The organism is Tepidanaerobacter acetatoxydans Re1 (assembly GCF_000328765.2).
GTDB classification, from domain to species: Bacteria; Bacillota; Thermosediminibacteria; order Thermosediminibacterales; family Tepidanaerobacteraceae; genus Tepidanaerobacter; species Tepidanaerobacter acetatoxydans.
Genome location: NC_019954.2, coordinates 591,150 through 615,942 on the forward strand (window position 1 = coordinate 591,150; position 24,793 = coordinate 615,942).

At 40.4% G+C, this 24,793-nt stretch carries 23 protein-coding genes and 3 pseudogenes; all 26 read left to right on the top strand.

The features are described from left to right. The 26 genes and pseudogenes from TEPIRE1_RS02735 (at position 1) to TEPIRE1_RS02860 (ending at position 24,759) form a co-directional block, all read left to right on the top strand. The gene (locus TEPIRE1_RS02735) at positions 1 to 780 is read left to right on the top strand and encodes an ATP-binding protein (protein WP_041591486.1); all 780 of its coding nucleotides are present in this window, start codon (positions 1 to 3) and stop codon (positions 778 to 780) included. Positions 781 to 798: 18 nt separating this feature from the next. Beyond that, positions 799 to 2,478 carry a formate--tetrahydrofolate ligase gene (locus TEPIRE1_RS02740; protein WP_013777661.1) on the top strand — a complete coding sequence of 560 codons (1,680 nt, stop codon included), beginning with the start codon at positions 799 to 801 and terminating at the stop codon, positions 2,476 to 2,478. A 28-nt stretch (positions 2,479 to 2,506) separates the two neighbouring features. Continuing rightward, positions 2,507 to 3,334: a DUF166 domain-containing protein gene (locus tag TEPIRE1_RS02745; RefSeq protein WP_013777662.1), complete on the top strand. Its 828-nt coding sequence runs from the start codon at positions 2,507 to 2,509 to the stop codon at positions 3,332 to 3,334. Then, positions 3,324 to 3,953, top strand: coding sequence for a cyclodeaminase/cyclohydrolase family protein (locus TEPIRE1_RS02750; protein ID WP_013777663.1), 630 nt, complete (start codon positions 3,324 to 3,326; stop codon positions 3,951 to 3,953). The genes TEPIRE1_RS02745 and TEPIRE1_RS02750 overlap by 11 nt, the downstream gene beginning before the upstream one ends. Positions 3,954 to 3,971: 18 nt before the next feature. Further along, a pseudogene (locus tag TEPIRE1_RS02755) lies at positions 3,972 to 4,825 on the top strand (bifunctional 5,10-methylenetetrahydrofolate dehydrogenase/5,10-methenyltetrahydrofolate cyclohydrolase). A gap of 12 nt (positions 4,826 to 4,837) precedes the next feature. Continuing rightward, positions 4,838 to 5,484 (top strand): annotated as a pseudogene (locus TEPIRE1_RS02760) (methylenetetrahydrofolate reductase C-terminal domain-containing protein). Between the two features lie 23 nt (positions 5,485 to 5,507). Next, the gene (locus TEPIRE1_RS02765) at positions 5,508 to 6,380 is read left to right on the top strand and encodes a methylenetetrahydrofolate reductase (RefSeq protein ID WP_013777666.1); all 873 of its coding nucleotides are present in this window, start codon (positions 5,508 to 5,510) and stop codon (positions 6,378 to 6,380) included. 21 nt (positions 6,381 to 6,401) lie between these two features. Then, the gene (lpdA, locus tag TEPIRE1_RS02770) at positions 6,402 to 7,784 is read left to right on the top strand and encodes a dihydrolipoyl dehydrogenase (protein ID WP_013777667.1); all 1,383 of its coding nucleotides are present in this window, start codon (positions 6,402 to 6,404) and stop codon (positions 7,782 to 7,784) included. 13 nt (positions 7,785 to 7,797) lie between these two features. Continuing rightward, entirely contained in the window at positions 7,798 to 8,577 is a 780-nt protein-coding gene (locus tag TEPIRE1_RS02775) for an ATP-binding protein (protein ID WP_013777668.1), read from the top strand. A gap of 36 nt (positions 8,578 to 8,613) precedes the next feature. Next, complete coding sequence (acsD, locus tag TEPIRE1_RS02780; protein ID WP_013777669.1) at positions 8,614 to 9,552, top strand: acetyl-CoA decarbonylase/synthase complex subunit delta; 939 nt, start codon at positions 8,614 to 8,616, stop codon at positions 9,550 to 9,552. 19 nt (positions 9,553 to 9,571) lie between these two features. Beyond that, complete coding sequence (acsC, locus tag TEPIRE1_RS02785; RefSeq protein WP_013777670.1) at positions 9,572 to 10,936, top strand: acetyl-CoA decarbonylase/synthase complex subunit gamma; 1,365 nt, start codon at positions 9,572 to 9,574, stop codon at positions 10,934 to 10,936. Between the two features lie 135 nt (positions 10,937 to 11,071). Continuing rightward, entirely contained in the window at positions 11,072 to 11,857 is a 786-nt protein-coding gene (gene acsE, locus TEPIRE1_RS02790) for a carbon monoxide dehydrogenase/acetyl-CoA synthase methytransferase subunit (protein WP_013777671.1), read from the top strand. A 42-nt stretch (positions 11,858 to 11,899) separates the two neighbouring features. Further along, positions 11,900 to 14,023, top strand: coding sequence for an acetyl-CoA decarbonylase/synthase complex subunit alpha/beta (gene acsB, locus TEPIRE1_RS02795; RefSeq protein ID WP_013777672.1), 2,124 nt, complete (start codon positions 11,900 to 11,902; stop codon positions 14,021 to 14,023). Positions 14,024 to 14,065: 42 nt separating this feature from the next. Beyond that, complete coding sequence (gene gcvH / locus TEPIRE1_RS02800; RefSeq protein WP_013777673.1) at positions 14,066 to 14,443, top strand: glycine cleavage system protein GcvH; 378 nt, start codon at positions 14,066 to 14,068, stop codon at positions 14,441 to 14,443. Positions 14,444 to 14,510: 67 nt separating this feature from the next. Beyond that, positions 14,511 to 16,439, top strand: coding sequence for a corrinoid activation/regeneration protein AcsV (gene acsV / locus TEPIRE1_RS02805; RefSeq protein WP_013777674.1), 1,929 nt, complete (start codon positions 14,511 to 14,513; stop codon positions 16,437 to 16,439). A gap of 21 nt (positions 16,440 to 16,460) precedes the next feature. Further along, positions 16,461 to 16,706, top strand: a complete 246-nt coding sequence (locus TEPIRE1_RS02810; protein ID WP_013777675.1) for a hypothetical protein — start codon at positions 16,461 to 16,463, stop codon at positions 16,704 to 16,706. 19 nt (positions 16,707 to 16,725) lie between these two features. After that, positions 16,726 to 16,923: a CooT family nickel-binding protein gene (locus TEPIRE1_RS02815; RefSeq protein ID WP_013777676.1), complete on the top strand. Its 198-nt coding sequence runs from the start codon at positions 16,726 to 16,728 to the stop codon at positions 16,921 to 16,923. Then, positions 16,920 to 17,331 (top strand): annotated as a pseudogene (locus TEPIRE1_RS02820) (DUF3842 family protein). Before TEPIRE1_RS02815 ends, TEPIRE1_RS02820 begins: the two are co-directional and overlap by 4 nt. A 284-nt stretch (positions 17,332 to 17,615) precedes the next feature. Beyond that, entirely contained in the window at positions 17,616 to 18,209 is a 594-nt protein-coding gene (plsY, locus tag TEPIRE1_RS02825) for a glycerol-3-phosphate 1-O-acyltransferase PlsY (protein ID WP_013777678.1), read from the top strand. A 200-nt stretch (positions 18,210 to 18,409) separates the two neighbouring features. Next, positions 18,410 to 18,985 (top strand): glycerol-3-phosphate responsive antiterminator, encoded by a 576-nt coding sequence (locus TEPIRE1_RS02830; RefSeq protein WP_013777679.1) that lies wholly within the window; start codon positions 18,410 to 18,412, stop codon positions 18,983 to 18,985. A gap of 197 nt (positions 18,986 to 19,182) precedes the next feature. Continuing rightward, entirely contained in the window at positions 19,183 to 19,557 is a 375-nt protein-coding gene (locus TEPIRE1_RS02835; RefSeq protein ID WP_013777680.1) for a Lin0368 family putative glycerol transporter subunit, read from the top strand. A 29-nt stretch (positions 19,558 to 19,586) separates the two neighbouring features. Next, on the top strand, positions 19,587 to 19,925 hold the full coding sequence (locus tag TEPIRE1_RS02840) for a Lin0368 family putative glycerol transporter subunit (RefSeq protein WP_013777681.1): 339 nt from the start codon (positions 19,587 to 19,589) through the stop codon (positions 19,923 to 19,925). Between the two features lie 136 nt (positions 19,926 to 20,061). Further along, positions 20,062 to 21,555: a glycerol kinase GlpK gene (glpK, locus tag TEPIRE1_RS02845; RefSeq protein ID WP_013777682.1), complete on the top strand. Its 1,494-nt coding sequence runs from the start codon at positions 20,062 to 20,064 to the stop codon at positions 21,553 to 21,555. Positions 21,556 to 21,673: 118 nt separating this feature from the next. After that, positions 21,674 to 23,146 (top strand): NAD(P)/FAD-dependent oxidoreductase, encoded by a 1,473-nt coding sequence (locus TEPIRE1_RS02850; RefSeq protein ID WP_013777683.1) that lies wholly within the window; start codon positions 21,674 to 21,676, stop codon positions 23,144 to 23,146. Then, the gene (locus tag TEPIRE1_RS02855; RefSeq protein WP_013777684.1) at positions 23,136 to 24,413 is read left to right on the top strand and encodes an NAD(P)/FAD-dependent oxidoreductase; all 1,278 of its coding nucleotides are present in this window, start codon (positions 23,136 to 23,138) and stop codon (positions 24,411 to 24,413) included. The genes TEPIRE1_RS02850 and TEPIRE1_RS02855 overlap by 11 nt, the downstream gene beginning before the upstream one ends. Continuing rightward, positions 24,403 to 24,759: a DUF1667 domain-containing protein gene (locus TEPIRE1_RS02860; RefSeq protein ID WP_013777685.1), complete on the top strand. Its 357-nt coding sequence runs from the start codon at positions 24,403 to 24,405 to the stop codon at positions 24,757 to 24,759. The genes TEPIRE1_RS02855 and TEPIRE1_RS02860 overlap by 11 nt, the downstream gene beginning before the upstream one ends. Positions 24,760 to 24,793: the final 34 nt, after the last annotated feature.

Sequence of the window (24,793 nt, forward strand, 5' to 3'; positions counted from 1 at the left end):
ATGAAGATAGCAATTACCGGTAAAGGCGGTGTAGGTAAAACCACGTTTGCCGGAGTTCTTTCGAAAGTATTGGCCGAAGACGGCTATGGGGTGCTTGCCGTTGATGCGGACCCAGATGCAAACCTTCCAATGGCTTTAGGTATTCCTGAAGAAAAATTATCATCTATAACCCCTCTTTCAGAAATAAAAGATATTATCGCTAAAAGAACTGAAGCTGTTCCAGGGGTATTTGGCCAGATGTTTAAGCTAAATCCGAAAGTTGATGATATACCTGAAAAATATTGTATCGAACATGATGGCATAAAGCTTCTTGTAATGGGCACCGTAAAAGCAGGAGGTTCGGGGTGCATATGCCCTGAACATGCTTTTCTGAGGGCATTGATGCAGCACCTGCTATTAACACCTCAGGAGGCATTGATAATGGATATGGAAGCGGGTATTGAGCATCTGGGAAGAGCTACGGCAGATTGTGTAGATGCGTTTATTGTTGTAGCAGAACCCGGCCAAAGGAGTATACAAACATTAAAAACTATTAAAAAGCTGGCTTTGGATATTGGAATACAAAAAATCTTTGTGGTAGGTAATAAAATAAGGACTAATGAGGAAAAATCGTTTATAATAAATGCATGCGAAAATATTTCAATATTAGGCTTTCTTCCTTATGATGCGGCTCTAATTGAAGCGGATAGGCAGGGAAAAACACCTTTTAATAAAGGCGAATGTTATACTGATGAAGTAAGAGCTATCAAGGATAAAATTTTAAATTTAATAAATAATTAAAATTAAGGAGGAAATGAAATGAGTTATAAGAGTGATATCGAAATTGCCCAAGAGGCAAAAATCGAGCATATTAAGGATGTAGCGACAAAAATTGGCCTATGTGAGGATGATATCGAATATTACGGTAAGTATAAGGCAAAAATCGATTATAATCTACTGAAACGCTTTGAAGATAAAAAAGATGCCAAGTTAATACTTACAACAGCTATTAATCCAACTCCTGCAGGTGAAGGCAAAACTACGACTACCGTAGGCTTAGGTGATGCACTCAGAAGGCTCGGTAAAAATGCAATGATAGCTCTGCGAGAGCCATCTCTCGGACCGGTATTTGGTATAAAAGGCGGTGCCGCAGGAGGCGGATATGCACAGGTAGTGCCTATGGAGGACATAAACCTTCATTTTACCGGAGATTTTCATGCCATTGGTGCGGCAAACAATCTTTTAGCAGCAATGATAGATAACCACATTTATCAGGGAAATGAGCTCAACATCGATCCTCGTCGCATTACTTGGAAGAGATGTGTGGATATGAATGATCGACAGCTCAGATTTGTGGTTGACGGTCTCGGAGGGAAAGCCAATGGGACGCCACGAGAGGACGGTTATGATATTACGGTAGCTTCTGAGATAATGGCTGTATTTTGCCTGGCAAATGACATGGAAGATTTGAAAAATAGGCTTGCAAGGATAATAATTGGTTATACATATGATGGAAAACCGGTTACAGCCGGACAACTAAAAGCTCAGGGAGCTATGGCCGCACTTTTAAAAGATGCCTTTAAACCTAATTTAGTGCAAACCCTTGAAGGAACACCTGCATTTGTTCATGGAGGGCCTTTTGCCAATATAGCGCATGGCTGCAACAGTATAATAGCGACAAAAATGGCTCTAAAACTTGCTGATTATGTGGTAACTGAGGCAGGCTTCGGCGCAGATTTGGGTGCGGAAAAATTCTTGGATATAAAATGCCGCATGGCAGATATTAGACCGGATGCCGTGGTAATTGTGGCAACTATTCGGGCCTTGAAATATAATGGCGGGGTCAAGAAAGAAGACTTAAATCAGGAAAACCTTGATGCATTAAAGAAAGGTCTGCCAAATCTTTTGAAACATGTGGAGAACATTACCGAAAAATATGGCATACCGGCAGTTGTTGCTATCAATCAATTCCCCACTGATACCGAAAGAGAGCTGGCACTGGTTCAAGAAGAATGCAATCGTCTAGGCGTAAATGCAGTGCTTTCCGAGGTTTGGGCAAAAGGCGGCGAAGGCGGCTTGGAACTTGCAAAAGAAGTTGTGAGAATTATTGAAGAAGGTAAAAACAACTTCAAACCCATCTATGATTTAGATATGGGTATTGCAGATAAAATAACTACTATAGCTAAAGAAATATACGGTGCTGATGGTGTCGAATTTGCCCCTGCAGCATTAAAAGAAATAAATACATTGGAAGAACTAGGATTTAAAAATGTGCCTGTATGTATAGCAAAAACCCAATATTCTCTAACCGATGATCCTAAACTACTAGGACGACCAACCGGATTTAAGATAAATGTAAGAAACGTAAAAATTTCTGCAGGCGCAGGATTTGTTGTAGCACTTACCGGTGCTATCATGACAATGCCCGGCCTACCAAAGCGTCCGGCAGCAGAAAAAATAGATGTAGATGTCAATGGAAAGATAGCGGGACTCTTTTAAACCTGTTTGACATAAAGGTGGTTTTCTGATGAAACGTCTAAAACTTTTCATAGCAGCAAGCGAAGATACTACTGATCGTCCGGGTTTTTTCCAAGTAAAATATGGTGGAGAATTTGCTGCAAGAAAATTTTTGCCGCACCTGACAAACTTTAAAAATAACCCGGATTTTTGTACAAAACAATGCTATCAATTTAGACAAAGGTTTGCATTAGATTTTACTGAAGATATCGCCAAGATTATGCTTTTCCCTTCGGTTTTGCCAGAACTTATCGATGATGCACAATCGTATCTAAAAGATGCAATTCCTGCCCATGATATTCTCGTTGCCGTAGGGGTACATCCTGATATACTTATCGAACTTATCAGGAAAGCTATAAGTGCCGGGTGTAAAGCGGTAGTAATTCCTCGGGAAGACCCGGATTGGTTGACCACCTCTTTTGTAAATAAATTAAAGAATATGTGCGAGACTAAAGGACTTGAATATGCCTTCCCTCGCCCCTTTTGTTCTCTTTCAAAAGGAAAGTTTATATATATCAATGCTTTTATTGACCAATTTAAAATAGGTAAACCTAAGTACGAAGTTATAACTGATGAAAAAGAAAATGTAATAGATGTAGATGTCAAATGTTCATCGCCCTGTGGTGCAACATATCATGTAGCTTCTGGTCTAATAGGTATAAACAGGGAAAATATGGTTGATGCTGCCAACAGACTATGGCATGTCTACCCTTGTCTTTCCAGTAGCCATATGGATCCTGAGATAGCAGATTCGCCCATGCATTTGGCAGCGTACATCAACCTTTATGCGGCAAAGGACGCTCAAAAAAATCATGAGGAGGACAGCTATGCTAATTGAAAAAAGCTGTAAAGATTTTGTAGAAGTTCTTTCTTCCAAGGAACCGGTGCCCGGAGGAGGTGGAGCGGCAGCTTTGGTTGGGGCTATAGGTATGGCCTTGGGCAATATGGTGGGCAATCTTACAGTGGGAAAAAAGAAGTACAAGGATGTAGAATCTGAGGTTTATGCAATCATGGAAAAGGCCACAAAGCTGCAAGAAGCTCTGCTGTCGATGGTAGATGGCGATGCAGAGGTTTTTGGCGAAGTAGCAAAGGTGTATAGTATGCCGAAAGAAACACATAAAGAAAAAGAAGCTAGGGCCGAAGCTATGGAAAAGGCATTAAAACAAGCCTGTACTGTGCCGATGGATATCATAAGAACGGCCGTAGAGGCGATTAAACTTCAGGCAAGACTTAGTGAAATAGGTTCAATTATGGCTTTAAGTGATGTGGGCGTTGGCGTCCTGTGCTTAAAGACTGCATTACTAAGTGGAAAGCTAAATGTAATTATAAATTTGAACGGGATAAAAGATGAAGATTTTGTCTTAAAAATCAGCAAAGAAATGGATGCTTTAGTAGAGGAAGGCGTTAAGATTGCTGATGAAACTTACGATAAAGTAGAGCAGAGAATTAAAAAATAAGCTAAGGAGGATAATTGAATGGCTAAAATACTTAGTGGTAAGGAAGTAGCGGCAGCCTTAAAGGATAAACTTACTGAAGAAGTTAAAAAATTAAAAGAACAGGGAAAGGCTTTAGGTTTATGCATAGTAATGGCTGGAGACAGGCCTGACTCTGCATCTTATATTAAAGGCGCCGTAAAACGGTGTACCGACGTAGGTATTGACTGCCAGGTAGAAAAGCTTCCTGAGGAAATAAGCCAAGATGAGTTTTTAAAGGTTCTTGACAGATTAAATAAAGATTCTAAATAAATGGCATTATTATCATGAGACCATTGCCACGTCAGATTTCGGAAGATGTGGTCAAATATAAAATAGCACCGGAAAAAGATGTAGATTGCTTTAGTCCTATTAATGTAAGTAAGGTAATGAGCGGCGATAATGACGGTTTTGCTCCATGTACTCCTGCTGCTGTAATTGAAATACTGGATTATTACGGTATCGGGCTTGAAGGTAAAAGAGCCGTTTTGATTGGAAGGAGTATGGTGGTAGGTCGGCCCCTTGCGATGATGCTCTTGAAAAGGAATGCTACTGTGACTATTTGTCATACGAGAACGAAAAATCTGCCACAAGAAACTCAAAGAGCAGAAATACTTATCGCTGCAGCAGGGAAAGCCCGAATGGTTACCAAGGATATGGTAAGCGAAGGTGCTGTGGTTATCGATGTTGGAATCAATTTTGATGAAAACGGAAAGATGTGCGGCGATGTGGACTTTGATAGTGTAAGCCCTATAGCGGGTCAAATAACACCTGTTCCAGGAGGGGTTGGCTCTGTCACATCAACAGTGCTTGCCAAGCATGTAATTGAAGCCTTTAAGCTTCAACAAGGCTTATAGGAGGCAGTTGATATGATTATATCAAAGCAGAAGCCTTTTGAAGAAATACTGGAATTTTTAAATGGTAAGAATAAAATTTTTATAACAGGCTGCAGTCTATGTGCTACTTCATGCATGACAGGCGGCCAGCAGCAGATTGAAGAATGAAGGAAAAACTTGAGAAACAAGGGAAAATAGTGACTGGCTCTGTGATTCTAGACCCATCCTGCCATAAGCTGCAAGTAAAAGCAACTCTAAAAAAACAAAAATCTCAAATTAACGAGGCGGATGCCGTCTTATGTATGGCTTGTGGTGACGGCACCCAGACCGTGGCAAATTGCATAAAAACTCCGGTATACCCTGCAAATGATACGCTATTTATCGGCGAAATAGAGAGGATAGGCCAATATCAAGAAGCCTGCAAAGCTTGCGGCCAATGCGAATTGGGCTGGACAGCAGGAATATGCCCAATAACAAAATGCGCCAAGAGTTTGCTCAATGGTCCATGTGGTGGCGCGAAAAATGGAAAATGTGAAATTAATCCGGAAAACGATTGTGCATGGATTCTAATTTATAATCGACTAAAAGATTTAGATATGCTGAATACGCTTTTAGAAATAAAGCCGCCCAAAGATTACAGCAAATCTTTACATCCCAGAAAGCTTGCGGCAAGCAAATAGTTAAATACAAGGAGGAACGTTAAATGGGTCTAAAAGAAAAGTTAGAACATAATGAATTTGCAATTACTGCTGAAATGGCTCCTCCTAAAGGCATTGATTTTGGCCGTATTAGAGAGTGCGCCCAAGCTGTGAAGGGCAGAGTGGATGCGGTAAATGTAACGGATTTTCAAAGTGCTGTGGTAAGGTCCTCATCACTGGGTGGAGCTAAGGTTTTACTTGAAGAAGGCCTAGAACCTGTAATGCAGATAACGGGCCGTGACCGAAACCGTATAGCTATCCAGGGTGAACTGTTATCGGCAGCGGCCTTGGGTATCAAAAATATATTAGCTTTAACCGGAGACCATCCAAGCATAGGCGATCATCCGGAAGCCCGAGGAGTCTTTGACATGGATTCGGTAGGCATTCTTCAGGCTGCTACAAAGTTGATGAACGGAGAAGATTTTAATGGTCATGAACTTTCTGGTATTCCTGAGTATTTTTTAGGTGCCAGTGTTACACCGCTGTATGAACCCGTTGAGCTGCAAATTATAAAAATGGTGAAGAAGATTCAAGCAGGAGCTAGATTTTTTCAAACTCAGGCTGTTTATGATATAGATGTTATTAAGGGTTTTATGGATAAAATAAAAGATTTGGATGCAAAAGTACTTGTAGGAGTAATACCGCTTAAATCTGCCGGTATGGCAAAGCATATGAACAACAATGTTCCGGGTATTCATGTGCCGGATGAAATAATTGATAAAATGAAAAAAGCTCAGGACAAGGAAAAGGAAGGTCTTAATATTGCTGCTGAATTTATTAAACAAGTGAGAGAAGAAAAAATTTGTGCAGGAGTTCATATCATGGCGGTTGGAGCAGAAGAAAATTTGCCGGTATTATTTGATATGTGCGGATTTTAGAAACTGACGGGAGGATTTATGATGACAAAAAAGATTGTCATTATTGGTGCAGGCCCCGGCGGATATGTAGGTGCAATAAAAGCTGCAAAAATGGGAGCCGAGGTAACCATAGTAGACAAGGATAAGGTTGGAGGGACCTGCTTAAATCGTGGATGTATTCCGACTAAAGCGCTGCTTGCATCAAGTGATGTTCTGACAAATGTAAAAGAAGCCAAAGATTTTGGGATAATGATAGAAGGAGAAGTAAAGCCGGATATTAATTTTATGATGGATAGAAAGGATAAAATCGTTGAGCGCCTTGTAAATGGCATAGAATTTTTACTTGACAAAAACAATGTCAAATTTGTTAAAGGCTGCGGAAGAATTACTGATAAAAATCATGTAGAAGTGGTTAAAGACGATAACTCCATTGAAGAACTTGAAGCTGATGCTATAATCATAGCTACGGGTTCGCTGCCGGCTCAGATTCCTATATTTCCTTATGATGGTAAAAAAGTTATTATTAGTGATGAGGCGCTAAATCTCAGAGAAATCCCAAAGAGCATGATAATAGTAGGAGCCGGTGTAATAGGATGTGAATTTGGAATGTTTTTCAACAACTTAGGTACATCTATTACAATGGTTGAAATGATGGATCATGCTTTGCCTTTGGAGGATAAGGAAATTGGCAGGGAAATGGAAAAGGTTTTAAAGCGAAAAAAAATAAAACTGCTGCTTAAATCTAAAATAGAAAAAGTCGAAAAAACCGATGCAGGGGTAAAGGCTATACTGGACAACGGCAAGGAAATCCAGGCAGATATGATGCTAGTAGCCATTGGTCGAAAGGCGAACACCTCAGATATAGGTCTTGAGCAGCTAGGGATTGCTATGGATCGAGGCCGAATCCTTGTAAATGAGTATATGCAAACGAATGTAGAAGGTATTTATGCTATCGGCGATGTAGTTCCGGGGCCGCAACTTGCTCACTTGGCTTCGGCTGAAGCTGAATGTGCAGTGGAAAATATTTTAGGGAATGCATGCAAGATGGATTATCGAGCAGTACCTCGGGGAGTGTTTACAGATCCTGAGGTATCGGGAGTAGGCCTTACTGAAGAAGAAGCATTGGCCGAAGGATATAGTATCAAAAAAGGCGATTTTGCTTTTAGGGCTCTTGGGAAAGCACAGGCTATGGGACAATTTTTTGGTAAGGTTAAAATTATTGCAGATAAAAAAACTGACAGATTGTTGGGTGCTTCTATCATCGGACCTCATGCCACAGATATTATTCATGAATTGGTTGTAGGTGTAAAATACGGCTTAACAGCCGAGCAATTAGGAAAAGTTATTCATTCCCATCCGACTTTAAGTGAAGCAGTCATGGAAGCACTTCAGGATGTAAACGGACAATCGGTGCACAAATTGTAAGGAGATGATTTAAATGGCTTATACCATAGCCGTAGCAGGAAAAGGCGGTACAGGCAAGACGACCCTGGCCGGTTTTCTAATTGATTATTTAGTGGAAAAAAAGTTTGCACCTGTTTTGGGCGTGGATGCTGACCCTAATGCCAATTTAAACGAAGTACTGGGCGAAGATGTAGAAATAACTTTAGGCGATATAAGAGAAGACATAAGCGTAAAGAACAGGGATGGAAAACTGCCGGGCGGCATGAGCAAGACCGACTATATTAATTACAAACTTCAGCAGGCAATTATCGAAGGCCATGGTTTTGATTTGTTGGTTATGGGAAGGCCGGAAGGGGCAGGATGCTACTGCTTTGCAAATGGCATTCTAAGAGAAGCTACAGACCGCCTTTCAGACAATTACAAAGTGATGGTTATTGACAATGAGGCCGGTTTGGAGCATTTGAGCAGGCGCACCACGAAAAGTGTAGATATCATGTTTGCGGTAAGTGAGTGTTCAAAGCGTGGAATAGAAGCTGCAGCAAGAGTTAAGGAACTTATAGAGGAGCTAAAGCTTGATGTAAAAGAGCTTTACCTGATAGTAAACCGTGTTCCTGAAGAGGGACTGTCCGATGATATTAAGCAGGCTATAGAAGGTTACGGCTTAAAACTTGCAGGAATCGTTCCTCTGGATGCAAAGGTTTTTGAATATGACAACAAGGGCATACCCCTTGTTCAACTTCCAAAAGATAGTAATGCTGTAAAGAATGCAAGGCAAATTTTTGACAAGATAATAATTCCACAAATAAAAATGTAATATCTAGTTTGCTAAATTTTATTGGAGGCGATGTAAATGGCTTACAAAATGCCTACACAAAAATATTCTGGAAAAATTCTAGAAGTTAACGTAGGCTCTGATTTGAAGCTGGGCGGAGAGTCAGTTCTACCCTTTTACAGTTTTGACGGGGATATCGGAAATAAACCGGCTATAGGCATGGAGATATGGGATATTTTTCCTGAATCTTGGCCTGCAGGAGTCCTAGATGTATTTAAAGAAGTTGCCGATGATCCTGTAAAATGGGCAAAGCACTGCATAGAAAAGTACAATCCGGATTTTATCTGTATTAAATTTGAAGGTGCAAGCCCTGACGGTCTTAATAAATCTGTCGAAGAATGTGCCAAAGTTGCAAAAAGATTAGCAGAGAATGTAAGCGTACCTCTGGTTATAGCCGGATGCTCAAATAATGAAAAAAACGCTAAACTTTTTACAAAAATTGCAGAAGCTCTTCCAAATAAAAGCTATGTGTTTTTATCGGCGGTAGAGTCAAATTACAAAGAAGTCGCAGCTGCCGTAGGGCTTGCTTATGGCAATATTGTAGCGGCAGAGTCATCTGTTGACTTAAATCTGGCTAAACAGCTAAATATTTTGATAACGCAATTAGGCGTAAAACCGGATAAAATGGTTATGAATCCCGGCTGCGCAGCCGTAGGATACGGCTTCGAGTATGCAGTTACAACTATGGACAGAATAAGGCTGGCAGCATTAGAACAAAATGATGCAACGCTGCAGATGCCGATGATTCTGCCTGTGTCTTTTGAATCGTGGAAAGTGAAAGAATCTGTTGTTTCTGAAGAAGAAATACCAGAATGGGGCCCTCAAGAAGAACGAGGCATAGCCATGGAGATATCTACTGCAGTAGGAGTTTTGACTGCCGGAGCTAATGCAGTAATACTTCGGCATCCGCGTTCAGTGGAAGTTATCAGGAACTTCATTACTGAAATGACTGAATAAGTAAAGGGAGAGATGATTTATGGCACTTAATGGAATGCAAATATACAAACTGCTACCTCGGAAAAATTGCAAGGAGTGCGGTTTTCCTACATGTTTAGCTTTTGCCATGAAACTTGCACAGGGCGGAACCGAAGCGGAAAAATGCCCTTATATGTCAGATGAGGCAAAGGCACAGCTGGCTGAAGCTACTGCACCGCCGATGAAGACGGTAAAGTTCGGTGCAAATGATACGGAATATACATTAGGCGGCGAAACAGTCCTGTTTAGGCATGAAAAAACCTTTGTAAATCGGCCCAGGTTTGCGATAATGTTTTCTGATATTATGGCTCAGGAGGAAATAGAAAAAAAGATAAACAACATCAATACCATTAATTACACCAGAATTAATGAAGAGATGTATGTAGAAATTGCTGCTTTTAGATGTGAAAGCCAAGACAAGGATAGATTTATAAGTCTTATTAAAAAAGTCACAGAAAGCTGTCCAAAGGTAGTACCCATGATAATTACAGAAAGTCCCGAGATTGCCGAGGCAGCAGTGGGCATTTGTGCCGACAAAGGACCTATACTTTTTGGTGCAAATGAGCAAAACTATGAAGCTATGACAGACCTTGCAAAAGAAAATAAATTGCTTCTTGGAGTTACTGCCGACGGCAAGGAAAATCTATACACTCTTGTTCAAAAGCTTCAAAACACGGGCTATAAAGAATTGCTGCTTGATGCCGGAAGCCGAAACTTAAAGGGAGCTTTTGACGATATGGTCAACATCCGCAGAACGGCGCTTTTATCAGGTGATAGAACCTTTGGGTATCCTGCGGTGGCTTTTGTGTGCGATATGTCACAGGATAAGATGATGCAGCTTGCATGTGCATCGTTATTCATCGAAAAATACGCTTCTATAATTGTTTTAAGCGATATGGATTATTCGATGGCACTTCCGCTGTTTGCTTTAAGACAAAATATTTTCACAGATCCACAGCGCCCGATGCGCATAGAACAAGGCATTTACAAAGTAGGTTCTGCTGATGAAGAATCACCGCTTCTTGTTACTGTTGATTTTGCCTTGACATATTTCATAGTATCCGGAGAAGTAGAGAGGTCAAAAGTGCCGTCATGGATTTTAATACCCGATGCGGGAGGATATTCAGTACTTACGGCATGGGCTGCTGGTAAGTTTAATGCCAAATCAATTGCAAAGGCTGTAAAAGAATTTGAAGTTGAAAACAAGGTAAAGACTCGAGAGCTAATAATACCGGGCAAAGTGGCAGTACTCAAGTCAGATATCGAAGACGAACTGCCGGGATGGAAAGTTACTGTCGGTACGGAGGAAGCAGCGGCATTACCTAATTTCTTAAAAAAATACAAGGCTAAAGAAGCCGCATCATAAACAATGCTGAAACATTGTTTATGATGCTAACCATATAATTATCCAGCACATTCACATATAATCTTAAAAAAATATAACTTTAACCCAAAAAATGATGAAATTAGTTAATAAAAATAGAAAGAGGAGGAAAAGCAATTGGCAAGATTTTTAACTATCGGTGAGAGGATTCACGTTATTTCCCCTACCATCAGAAAAGCGCTGCAGGAAAGAAATCCTGAGCCCATTATTGCAAGAGCTCGCGAACAGGTTGAAGCTGGCGCAAACTATCTCGATGTAAATATAGGTCCTGCCGACAGGGACGGAGAAGAGCTGATGCCTTGGGCAATCAAGATTCTGCAGGAAGAGTTTCCTGATACGCCTTTGTGTTTAGATACCGCTAACATGAAAGCCATTGAAGCCGGGATTAAAGTCTATGATCGCAAAGCTGGTAAGCCTATTATCAATTCTGCCGATGCCGGGTCCAGGCTTGACATGGTGAATCTTGCAGCAGAATACGATGCGATGGTTATCGGATTGTGCGCAAAAGAAGGTATTCCAAGGGATAATGATGAGCGGATGATGTACTGCACCCAGATTTTAGAAAGGGCTATGGAAGCCGGCCTTGACCCGGAAAACATTCTCTTTGACCCTCTATTTGTAGTTCTAAAAGGCATGCAGGATAAACAGCAGGAAGTACTGGAAGCCGTAAGACAGATTTCAGAGATGGGACTTTTGACTACCGGCGGCCTTAGCAATGTTTCCAACGGATGTCCTAAAGAGCTCAGAGGCTTGATTGAAGCCACTTTTTGTGCCATGGCTATTCAGTGCGGCCTGACCTCAGCTATAATCAATCCCTTAGACAAGCTCGTTATCAATGTGATTAAAACTGCGGATTTGATAAAAGGAAGAACCTTGTATGCAGATTCCTATTTAGATCTATAATTTGCCTGAAGGCGAAAAAACATCCTTGGAGGGATATGTATTATGACATTATTTGATATTATCTTTACCGGCTCCGAGCAAGCACTGGAGGCTTGCAAATCTGTTGTCGAGCAAACCATCAAAGAGTATGGAGAAAACGAGAAAGTAAGTTTTCCTAATACCGCCTATAGTCTTCCTACTATATATGCTGCTACGGGACAAAAAATCGGCACTTTAGCAGATTTGAAAGGCGCTATAGGGGTTATCGAAAGCCTGATAGTAAAAGAGCAGAATCTTGAGAAGGCTTTAAATGCAGGGCTTGCAACAGCAGTTGTGGCAGAAGTCATCGAGGCGTGTAAGTATGTAGGAGGAAAAAATCCCTATGAAGAACCCTGTGTCGGCTTTATCCCTGATACCGTGATTCGCTCCATGGGTGTGCCACTTGTAACCGGCGATATCCCGGGCGTAGCAGTTGTTATCGGAGAAGCTCCTACAGCAGAAGATGCTGCTAAGATTATAAAAGATTATCAATCAAAGGGTATTTTAGTGACATTAGTAGGAAAAATCATCGACCAGGCTATCGAATCAAAAGTAAAGATGGGACTTGAATTTAGAGTTGTGCCTTTAGGTTATGACGTAACCTCGGTTACCCATATAGTTTCTTTTGCCATAAGAGCGGCGCTGATTTTTGGAAATATAAAACCTGGAGACCTTCCGGAGCTGTTAAAATATACAAAGGAAAGAGTGCCGGCTTTTGTGAATGCCTTAGGACCTTTGAGCGAATTGGTAGTATCTGCCGGTGCCGGTGCAATTGCCTTAGGATTTCCGGTAATTACTGACCAGGATGTCCAAGAAGTTCCGATGAACCTTATAGTTCAAAAGGACTATGACAAGCTTGTCCAAACATCATTAGAGGCTCGCGGCATAAAAATCAAGATAACCGAAATTCCAATTCCCGTTGGTTTTGCTCCGGCCTTTGAAGGCGAAAGAGTTCGCAAGGATGATATGTTTGCGGAGTTTGGCGGCGGCCGCACGACTGCATGGGAATTGGTTAGAAAACGCGACCTTTCTGAAGTTGAAGACCATAAGATTGAATTAATAGGGCCTGATATCGATACACTGGGACCTGACGGCGGTAAGCTGCCGCTGGCAATTATTGTAGATGTTGCAGGGAAAAACATGCAAGAAGATTTTGAACCTGTTATGGAACGGCGAATTCACTATTTTACAAATTACACTGAAGGCGTTATGCATATCGGCCAAAGGGACATTGCGTGGATAAGAATTAGTAAATCTGCCTATGAAGCCGGCTTTAGGCTCAAACATATAGGTGAAGTACTATATGCTAAGATGCTCGATGAATTTGGCAGCATTGCCGACAGGGTACAGGTTACCATCATTACCGATAAAGAAAAAGTAGAGGAACTGCTTGAAGAAGTTGCGCGGCCCAGGTATGAAGCCCGAGATGCAAGGCTTGCAGGTCTTACTGATGAAAGTGTTGATACCTTCTATTCTTGTCTGTTATGTCAATCCTTTGCACCAGCACATGTATGCATAGTTACACCTGAGCGGCTTGGCCTGTGTGGTGCTGTCAGTTGGCTCGATGCAAAGGCCACATATGAACTGGATTCTACCGGACCCTGCCAGCCTATAGTTAAGGGCGAATGCGAGGATGAAGTCAAAGGCAGCTGGGAATCCATAAATAAGAGAGTGGCAGAACAGTCGCATGGTGCTACAACAAAAGTAAATATATACACAATAATGGAAGACCCAATGACATCCTGCGGATGCTTTGAATGTATCTGCGGGATTATGCCGGAAGCCAATGGTGTAATCATAGTAAATCGCGAATACCATGGCATGACTCCGCTTGGAATGACCTTTGGCGAGCTGGCATCTACAACCGGCGGTGGTGTTCAAACACCGGGCTTTATGGGGCATGGCAGGCAGTTTATAACAAGCAAAAAATTCCTATATGCAGATGGCGGATTAGCACGAGTAGTCTGGATGCCCAAGGAATTAAAAGAAGCTCTCAAGGAAAAATTAATTGAGCGTGGAAAAGAAATCGGTATCGAAAACTTCTACGATATGATTGCGGATGAAGAAGTAGGAGTAGAGCCCGATGCAGTAGTGGAGTTTTTGACAAAGGTTGGCCATCCTGCCCTCAGTATGGATCCTATGTTTTAATTAAGTCTGTTAAACACTTAAGCGCTAGAAAGGAGCTTTAACATGGAATTCCCTTCTGATTTAAAATATCATAAAGAACATACATGGGTTAAAATAGAAGACGATATTGCTACAATAGGTATAACCGATCATGCTCAAAATGCGCTTGGAGAAATTCTATTTGTAGATTTGCCCGAAGTAGGCGAAACTATAACTCAAGGCGAAACTTTCGGCACTGTCGAATCGGCGAAAGTAGCATCAGACCTTTACGCCCCAATTAGTGGAGAGATAATTGAAGTAAATGAGGAACTGGATGATGATCCGGAGCTTGTGAATAATTCTCCATATGAAGACGGATGGATGATAAAGGTCAAAATAAAAAATCCTGATGAACAGAACAACTTACTTAGCAGCAGTGATTACGAAAAATCTCTTGAATGATTATTGTCCACACAAGCCACTTATATAAGTGGCTTGTGTACTTACAAGATAAGGTGGTGATACGATTATGGAAAAATGCACCGTAATTTTTCAGCCAACAGGTAAAACAGTTGAAGTTGCCAGAGGAACTAACTTGATGGAGGCAGCACGAAAAGCCGGCGTATTTTTAGATGCACCCTGCGCAGGTAAGGGACACTGCGGTAAATGCCGGATTAAGATAAAATCAGGCAAACATAAACATGAATATACCCCGCTCCTTGCTGCCGAAGAGATAGAGCAAGGCATTAGACTTGCGTGCCTAACATGGATACAGGATGATATGACCATTGAAATCATGGAAGTAGATATAATTAATGACATAATGGTCGAAGACATAACATCTGCCTCAAAGGGAAAATTAGCAAAAAGGACTTTGGATATACTTAGTGCTTCAGAAATAGAAGTTGGAACTGGTTTTACAACTGTTACCCTAACACTTCCAAAACCTACGATAGATGATAATATTCCAGACTTTGAAAGAGTTAAAAGAGAACTAAAGCAGGTTTTGGGTTGTGAAAAAATAAGCTGCTTTATAGAAGTGCTGAAAAAATTGCCGGCAATTTTAAGAAAAAATGATAATGAAATTACACTCATGCTTTCAAAGAATGATAGTGGCTATGATATCATCAATGTTGCCGATAAAAAAGAAGCTAAGCCCTTTGGACTTTGCGTAGATATCGGCACTACTACAGTAGCCGCCTGCCTGGTGGATATTCAAACCGGAGAAATAAAAGCATCTGCCAATAGCGGAAATCTTCAGATGCAGTATGGTGCTGATGTAATAAGCCGAATAATTTATTCTACAAAAGATGATGGCCTCAAAAAGCTGCAGCAGGCGATAGTTGAAGGCACCTTAAATCAACTTATTAATAAAATGATATGCAAACTAGGTATCAGTAAGGATGACATAGTTTTTTCAGTCTTTGCAGGCAATACCACCATGACTCACTTATTATTAGGCGTACCTGCTGAAAATATCCGCATTGAACCTTATATACCTGCATTTAGAAATGCTCCGGTATTTAGAGCCGGCGATATTTTGCTTGGCATTAACAAAAATGCTCCGGTATTTACCCTTCCAAATGTAGCAAGCTATGTAGGTGGCGACATAGTCGCAGGCGTTTTAGCATCAGGGATTTGGAAAGGTGACGAAACGGTGTTATTTATGGACTTAGGCACAAATGGCGAAATAGTCCTTGGAAACAGGGAATGGATGCTGACATGTGCCTGTTCTGCAGGACCGGCCTTTGAAGGCGGTGAAATCAGTTCCGGCATGAGAGCATCTTCCGGTGCCATTGATGAGGTAAAAATCAATAAATATGACTTAAAACCCAGAATTAGTGTTATAGGAGAGGTTAAGCCAAAGGGCATCTGTGGCTCGGGGATAATAGATGCTATTGCTGAAATGTTTTTGACAGGTATAATAGATATGAAAGGAAAAATAAACAAAGCAATCAAATCTGACAGAATAAGATATAATCACAATATCGGATGTTATGAATATGTAATTGTTTTTGGCGGGGAAACGGAAGATGGAAGAGATATAACCTTAAATGAAATTGATATCGATAACTTCCTTCGGGCTAAAGGTGCTGTATATTCCGGTGCAAGAACACTTTTAAACAATGTAGGAATGAGCGCGGCAGAGATTGACAGGGTAATTATTGCCGGCGGCATAGGCCAGAATCTTGATATAAAAAATTCAATTACAATTGGCTTGCTGCCCGATATACCCCATGACAAGTTTGAATTTATTGGCAACAGCTCCCTTGCCGGAGCATATGCCTGCATCATCAGCGATGAAGCGAGGCAAAAAGCAGCGGAAATTGCCGATAATATGACATACATCGAGCTTAGTGCAGATTCCGCATACATGGAAGAATTTATCAGTGCATGTTTTCTCCCCCATACCGATACCACTTTGTTCCCCAGCTTAAAGAAGGCTATGAATTTATAAATCTCAAAGGAGGCATTTGCCATGACAGAGAACAACTGCAACTGTAACTGCAATTCTTATAAAGGTAAGGACAAGGAAATAGAGACTTTAAGAATTCTCTTAGCTCATTGGATTGAACACAACAATTCCCATGAAGAGGGTTTTAGGGAGTGGGCGGAAAAAGCTGAAAATCTTGGGAAAACCGAGGTTTCCAAACTAATATCAAAAGCTGCCGATTCCCTAAAAGCCGCTAGTGATTACCTGTTGGAAGCCAAGAAACATATGTAATGGATGGAGGTGTTTTTAAATGTGTGAGTCAAAAGTTTACCTTTTGGAAAATGGCGAGGAAAAAAAGATTATGGACAATGTTATTCATATAGAACCTCAAAATGGCAAATTGTTTATGTATGATCTTTTAGGCGAACAGAAGATTATAGATGCTGCAATTAAAGAAGTTAGGCTTCTTGAGCATAAGATAATACTTGAAAGCGAGAAGGCCAAATGAATATAGCTGTAGTCGATGGCATGGGAGGAGGTATCGGCAGCCAGATTATTTCTCTTTTAAGGCAAGACTTGCCCAGTGATGTCACGATTTATGCTCTGGGTACCAATTCTGCCGCTACATCCAGCATGATGAAGGAAAAGGCTAATAAAGGTGCAACCGGCGAAAATGCCATTACATTTGCCGTAAACAAGGCGGATGTAATCGTAGGATCACTAGGAATTGTCATCCCTAATTCCATGTTGGGAGAAATAACCCCGGGCATTGCAAAAGCCATAGCGTCTTGCAATGCAAAAAAAAATTCTCATACCTATCATAGACAATGAAGACATTACGCTTTTAGGTATAGAAAAAAAGCCGTTGTTTCTTGCCATAAAAGATGCTATAGAAAAAATTAAAGAGTTAAAGTAGGGGCGCGGCCCGTGGTCACCAGCGGGCGGTCGAGCGGGCGGTCGATGACCGCCCCTACAAACCTGCTACATAAACGTTTCCAATGACAAAGCCCTCTTTATGCGGCTTTTTTTGTTTATAAAGACATAAATTGAATTAAACATAAATACAATACAACAAAAGAAGTAAACCAGTTTTAAATAGCTAAAATGGTTAAAAAAACTGTTTGACTTTTAATGGAACATAATGTACAATATATTAAGTGAATTACAAATTGTTAAAAATCTTTTGAAAGGTGGGCAGCCTTGATAAAAACTATCATATTTTTGATTGTAAGTTATTTAGTAGGTTCTATCTCTTTTGCATGTATTATTTGCAATAAATTCTATTCGACTGATATCCGCCGATATGGTAGCGGCAATCCGGGCTCTACCAATGTGCTCAGGGTGCTTGGCGTAAAACCTGCCATGATAGTTTTTACTGCCGACTTATTAAAGGGTCTAATAATGGTTTTACTGGGAAGATTTTTCGGCGGAGAAAATTTGGCATTGCTATCTGCTGTTGCAGTTGTTGTAGGGCATGACTGGTCTGTTTTTCTTGGTTTTAAAGGAGGAAAAGGCATAGCAACAAGCTTCGGAACGATTATAGGCCTTTTTCCAAAAGTAGGATTGATACTTTGTATAATAGGTGTGTTGGTTGTTGCCATATCGCGTTATGTTTCATTAGGATCCGTAACTGCTGCAGTCTTATTACCGATACTGTTGCTCATATTTAAATATCCGGCAAAATATGTAATAACAGGGCTAACCCTCGGTATAATTGCCATATATAGACATCGCGATAATATTAAGAGACTAATGGCAGGTAAAGAGAATAAACTGGGTCAAAAAGTAAAATAGAAATAGCCAGTTGGTAAAAAGTATCAGGAAACTTATAAATAACAACAAAAAGTTGATATTTTTTACCAAGGCAAAAACCTCGAACTGTTAGAAAATCAATAAGACATTCTTGGCACAGTTTTTGCATAATATATTCTATAAAGATGTGATAATTGAATAAATTTTTCAGGGTATTACCGAGGCGAAACAGAGGTGATTGTTTGAACGAAACAGAAATAACAGAAGATTTGAAGAGTTTCCCGGTGATACCGGCTATACGAGATGTTAATAGGCTCGATACAGCCATATCGAAAATGTCCAAATGCATTTTTTTGCTGACAGGTAATATACTAAATATCAAGAATATAGTGGAACATGTGAAAAGAGCAGATAAAAGAGTTTTTTTACATATAGACCTGCTTGAAGGTATAAGCAAGGATGGTATGGGCATAAAATATATTGCTCAGGAGATTAAACCGGATGGAATTATCACAACGAGAGCAAATCTAGTAAATTATGCTAAAAGTGAAGGCTTGTTTACTATCCAGAGAATATTTGTCCTCGACAGTCTAGCTGTAGATACCGCGGAAAAATCTGTAAGAAATGTGAATCCTGATGCAATAGAAATTTTGCCGGCGGTTATACCTAAAGTAATTGCAAGAGTATGCCAAAGAGTAAGACATCCGGTTATAGCCGGAGGGTTAATTGAGGATATAGACGAAGTAGAGGCAGCTCTAAGAGAAGGGGCTTTGGCCATATCAGTTACAAAAGAGGATATATGGGATTACACCTTTTGAGGACTTGGAGATTAGGAGAAAGTCCTTCCGGGTAAATAGTATGACAGCATCTTTTTGTCAAATTATTTGCCTTGGAAGGATTTTTATTTTACCTAAATTTATCTAAAAAGGAGGTGGATTATGTAATATCATAAAGAGTAGGGGATATTTTAATCTATTGTAATTACTAAGAGGTTAAAAAAATGGAGGTGACATTAGTGAAAAACCTTGGATCAATCATTGGTTTTGCAATTGCTGGTATTTTCGTAATGTCAGTATGGGGAGCTTTTGCAGATGCATATGGTATTGTGGGAGGCTGGTTTGCAGGTTTTATAATTATCTCGGTTATGTGGTTTTTAAACCACTTTTTGGGTCTTATTGCTAATGAAGGTGCATTTGTTGACATGGCCCTTGGCATAGGAATAACCGGTACAATGAGAGATGTATTTCTTAAAGGTTCTGCAGCTGGAGTGGCTTCTCTGCCGACATTAGCTTTCGTGGTTATCGGTGGTATTATAGGGGGTAGCGTTGCAGTTGCAGTCGAGAAGACTTGGGCGGAAAGAGATGCCTCAAAAAAAGATGTTTCAATGTAATTTGATTAAAAAATAGGGGAGGTCATAAAATGGCATTTCCAAAGATTATTGCTACTATGGCTGGTGGTTTTATATTTCCGTTTTTACTCAGACTCGTATGGGGGAAACTCTGTGATAACTTCGGACCTATCGGTGGTTGGCTTGCTGCCGGCTTTATAGTTGGGACAACATGGACTCTCAACCACGGTGTGGGTTTAATCTTTCAGTCTGGTGATGCTTGGATAGATATGGCATGGGCAGCCGGAACAGGATTATTTGTTGCTTCGGCTCTATCAGGTGACGATGTAGGTAAAGGTATAGGTATGATAATAAATGCAATTATTGGAGGAGTTTTAGGAGGATTTATTCTTTATTGCCTATATGTGTAAATCTTAAATACACAAAATTATAACAATTATTATTATATAAAATAATATTGCACCATGAATGATGCATAATAATTAGATTATTATAAGTTTTCACATATTTCAAATAAAATAATATATCACAGGGAGGTAATGTATAGTGCCTAAGTACATTATGGCTTTAGACCAGGGAACAACCAGTTCGAGGGCTATCATTTTTGATGAAAATGGCTTGATCAAGGGTGTTACCAATCGGGAATTTACACAGATTTATCCCAAACCCGGCTGGGTCGAGCACGATGCTATGGAAATTTGGGGAAGCCAAATAGGTGTTGCCAAAGAGGTGCTTTTAAAATGTGGCCTATCGGTGAATGATATTGCCGCCATAGGCATTACAAACCAGAGAGAAACTACGGTTGTATGGGATAAGAATACGGGAAAACCTGTCTATAATGCTATTGTATGGCAGTGCCGCAGAACCGCTCCGATTTGTGATGATCTGAAAGCTCGCGGCCTTACTGAAAAAATTCGAGAGAAGACCGGCTTAGTCGTTGATGCTTATTTTTCAGGAACTAAAGTAAAATGGATTCTTGATAATGTTGAAGGTACCAGGGAAAAGGCTGAAAAGGGTGAATTGTTATTCGGCAACATTGATACATGGCTTATATGGAACCTGACGGGCGGTAAAGTCCATGTTACCGACTATAGCAATGCCTCCAGAACAATGTTATTTAATATCCATAAACTGGATTGGGATGATGAAATACTCAAAGAGTTGAATATACCAAGAGCAATGCTTCCTAAAGTTATGCCGTCAAGTCACATTTATGGATATACAACTACGGAAGTGTTTGGCGGAGAAATTCCAATAGCCGGTGATGCAGGCGATCAGCAGGCTGCTTTGTTCGGTCAGGCTTGCTATGCTCCCGGTATGGCTAAGAACACCTATGGAACAGGTTGCTTCATGTTGATGAATACCGGTGAGAAGGCTGTTGAATCCAAGAGTGGTCTTCTTACTACAATTGCCTGGGGTGCAGATGGAAAGGTCGAGTATGCTTTAGAAGGAAGCATCTTTATAGCCGGTGCTGTAATACAGTGGCTGCGCGATGAGCTCAGAGTGCTTGATAATGCTGCACAGAGCGAAGAGCTTGCAACAAAAGTGGAAGACAACAATGGCGTATATCTGGTACCTGCGTTTGTTGGGCTTGGAGCACCTTACTGGGATATGTATGCACGTGGCGCTATTCTTGGACTTACCCGCGGCGCAAAAAGAGAACATATTGTCAGAGCAGCTCTGGAGTCTATTTGCTATCAGACCCGTGATGTACTGGAAGCCATGCAGAAAGATTCTGGTATCACTTTGAAGAGTCTAAAAGTTGATGGCGGAGCAGTTGCCAATAACTTCTTGATGCAATTCCAGTCTGACATCTTAGGTGTGCCTGTTGACAGACCTAAGGTAATTGAAACTACGGCACTAGGTGCTGCCTATCTTGCCGGCCTTGCAGTGGGCTACTGGAAAGATAAAAATGATATTTCGGCTAAATGGCAGATAGACAGAACTTTCAAACCTCAAATGGATATTGATACAAAAGAACGCTTATATAAGGGTTGGAAGAAAGCCGTAAAACGGTCAATGGATTGGGAAGATAAATAATAAAATCTACTTTTTCAGTGAAAAAAAAGATGCAATAGGATTTAGAAGCTGTGGCGGAGAATAAGGAGAACCACACCTTTATATAGGGTGTGGTTTTCCTAATTTGGGGAGGAATAAAATGGAAGACATAGTAATTATTGGGGCAGGAGTAACTGGTTGTTCAATTGCTCGTGAGCTGTCTCGCTATGATATCAATATTACTTTAGTGGAAAAAGAAGAGGATGTGGCTTGTGGCACCAGCAAAGCTAATAGTGCTGTAGTGCATGCTGGTTTTGATGCAACACCGGGTACATGGAAAGCAAAACTCAATGTAGCGGGAAATAAGCTTTATCCTGCGCTGTGTGAAGAACTTGATGTACCATTTAAAATGAATGGCTCTCTTGTTGTTGCTGTAAACGAAGAAGAAGTGAATGCTCTTGATGAATTGCTTAAGAAAGGCAAGACTAATGGCGTAAATCCTTTAAGAATTATTGGAAAAGATGAACTACATGCTTTAGAACCTAATCTAAATCCCGATGCTCGAGCAGCACTTGATGCTCCGACCGGTGGACTGGTTTGCCCGTATGAGCTTACTATTGCTTTAGCGGAAAACGCCAATCAAAATGGAGTAAAATTTTGGCTCAATGCGCCGGTAACTGATATAGAAGTAATGGGAGACTACTGTTTTTTGGTAAAAACTCCAAAGGGAAACATTAAAACAAAATATGTGATAAATGCCGCCGGCCTATTTGCCGATGAGATTTCAAAAATGGCTGGCGCCGAAGAATATACTATAACTCCTCGCAAAGGTGAATATCTCATATTTGATAAGCAATTTGGAAACATGGTAAAAAAAGCAATTTTCCCAACTCCGACTAAAATATCTAAAGGTATTTTAGTATGCCCGACTGTTGATGGAAACATATTTATAGGCCCCAATTCAAACGATATTGAAGATAAATATGACACAAGTGTAAATGCTGCCGGGATCGAAGAAATTATAAGCGGCGGAAGGAAACTTGTGCCTAATCTGCCTTTAAAAAATGTAATCACATCTTTTGCAGGATTAAGAGCAGTGTCTAACACTAATGACTTTATAATTGAAGCATCTAAATTGGTTAAAGGCTTTATCAACGTGGGCGGTATACAGTCACCTGGCCTAACTTCAGCACCTGCTATAGCACTTATGGTAAAAGATATACTGCAAGAAGCAGGCCTTGATTTAAAAAAGAAAAAAGATTTTATTCCTCATAGGCCAAAAAAATACAGGTTTAGGGAATTAGGCAGTGAAGAACGTAGAAAGCTTATTGAACAAAATTCTGCATTCGGCCATGTGATTTGCAGATGCGAAACTGTTACCGAAGCGGAAATTATTGATGCTATAAGGAGGCCGGTAGGTGCTCGCAGTATAGATGCGGTAAAAAGGAGAACTCGTGCCGGCATGGGACGGTGTCAAGGAGGTTTTTGCTCTCCGAGAGTGCTGGAAATATTAACAAAAGAACTTGGAGCAGATCCTTTGGAAATAACTAAAAAGGGTCCGGGTTCAAATATGCTGGTTGGTCGTATAAAGGAATTTCTACAGGACGAAGGCGGTGACCAAAATGATAACTAAAGAACTTGTAATAATAGGCGGTGGTCCTGCAGGGCTTGCTGCTGCAATTGAAGCAAAAAAACATGGTGCAAAGGATATTTTGCTTATAGAACGGGATTCCGGTCTGGGAGGAATTTTACAACAGTGTATCCATAACGGTTTTGGTCTTCATGTTTTCAAAGAAGAACTTACAGGTCCCGAATATGCCGACAGATTCATTAAAGAGCTTGAGGAAATAGGTATAGAAGTCTTGCTAGATACTATGGTTATAGATTTGACAGAAGATAAGCAAATAATCGCTGTCAGTCATAAAAAAGGATTGCTCCAAATCAAAGCTGATGCAGTAATACTTACCATGGGATGCAGGGAAAGAACCAGGGGTGCTATAAATATTCCGGGCTACCGTCCTGCAGGGATTTTTACGGCAGGCACCGCCCAGAGATTTGTAAACATCGAAGGCTACATGCCCGGCAAGGAAATAGTTATTTTAGGCTCAGGTGATATAGGTCTTATCATGGCGCGTCGCTTTACTCTTGAGGGGGCAAAGGTAAAATGTGTAGCGGAAATAATGCCTTACTCAAACGGCCTTACGCGAAATATTGTCCAGTGCTTGGAGGATTTTGATATTCCACTGCTTTTAAGCCATACTGTCACATACATCCATGGCAGAAATAGAGTTGAAGGTGTAACAATTGCTCAAGTTGATGATAAACTAAATCCTATTCCGTCAACCGAAAAATTTATTAGCTGTGATACTTTACTGCTATCAGTAGGATTGATTCCGGAAAATGAGCTCTCAAAGATGGCTGATATTCAAATAGATAATGTTACCGGGGGGCCGGTGGTAAATCAGAGAATGGAAACCTCGGTACCTGGAATTTTTGCATGCGGCAACGTAGTCCATGTTCATGACTTAGTAGATTTTGTTACTATGGAATCAAGGCTTGCAGGCCGTGGCGCCGTAAATTACCTGAAAAATAAGATGCCACAGCAAAAATTCATTAAGGTTTCACCAGGTTCTGATATTAGATATGTTGTGCCGCAATTGATTGATGCTGAAAATATTCTGGATGAAAAACAAAACTTTTTTATGCGTAGCACAAGACCTATGGAAAAGGCACGTTTATTTATAGAATCGGAAGATGGCCTTATCCGTGCAAAAGTACTCCAGCACATAAAGCCTAGCGAAATGATAAATATTGAACTTAAAAAAGAAGAACTTGCAAATAAAGATATTAAGACCTTAAAATTTTCCCTTCAGGAAGAAGGTGTGGATAATGGAAATTAATAAAACAGTGACTTGTATTATTTGTCCGAAAGGATGTCAAATCGATGTAAAAGTTGTAGACAACGAAGTTGTCAATATAGAAAATTATGGTTGTAAACGCGGTATAGAATATGCTAAAAATGAAGTATTAGACCCGCGAAGGATACTTACTACAACGTTAAAACTTCAAGGTGGCAGAGTACTGCCGGTAAAGACAAAAGAGCCTATTCCTAAAAAATTATTGAAGAAAGCTATGTTTGAATTAAAAGATATTGTAGTAGCTCAACCTGTTAAAGTTGGTGATGTAGTTGCAGAAAATGTAGTTGGAACAGGCATTGATGTAATTGCTACGGGAAATGCTGAATAAAAACATAAATATAATTTTTGGACAGAAGCGAAAG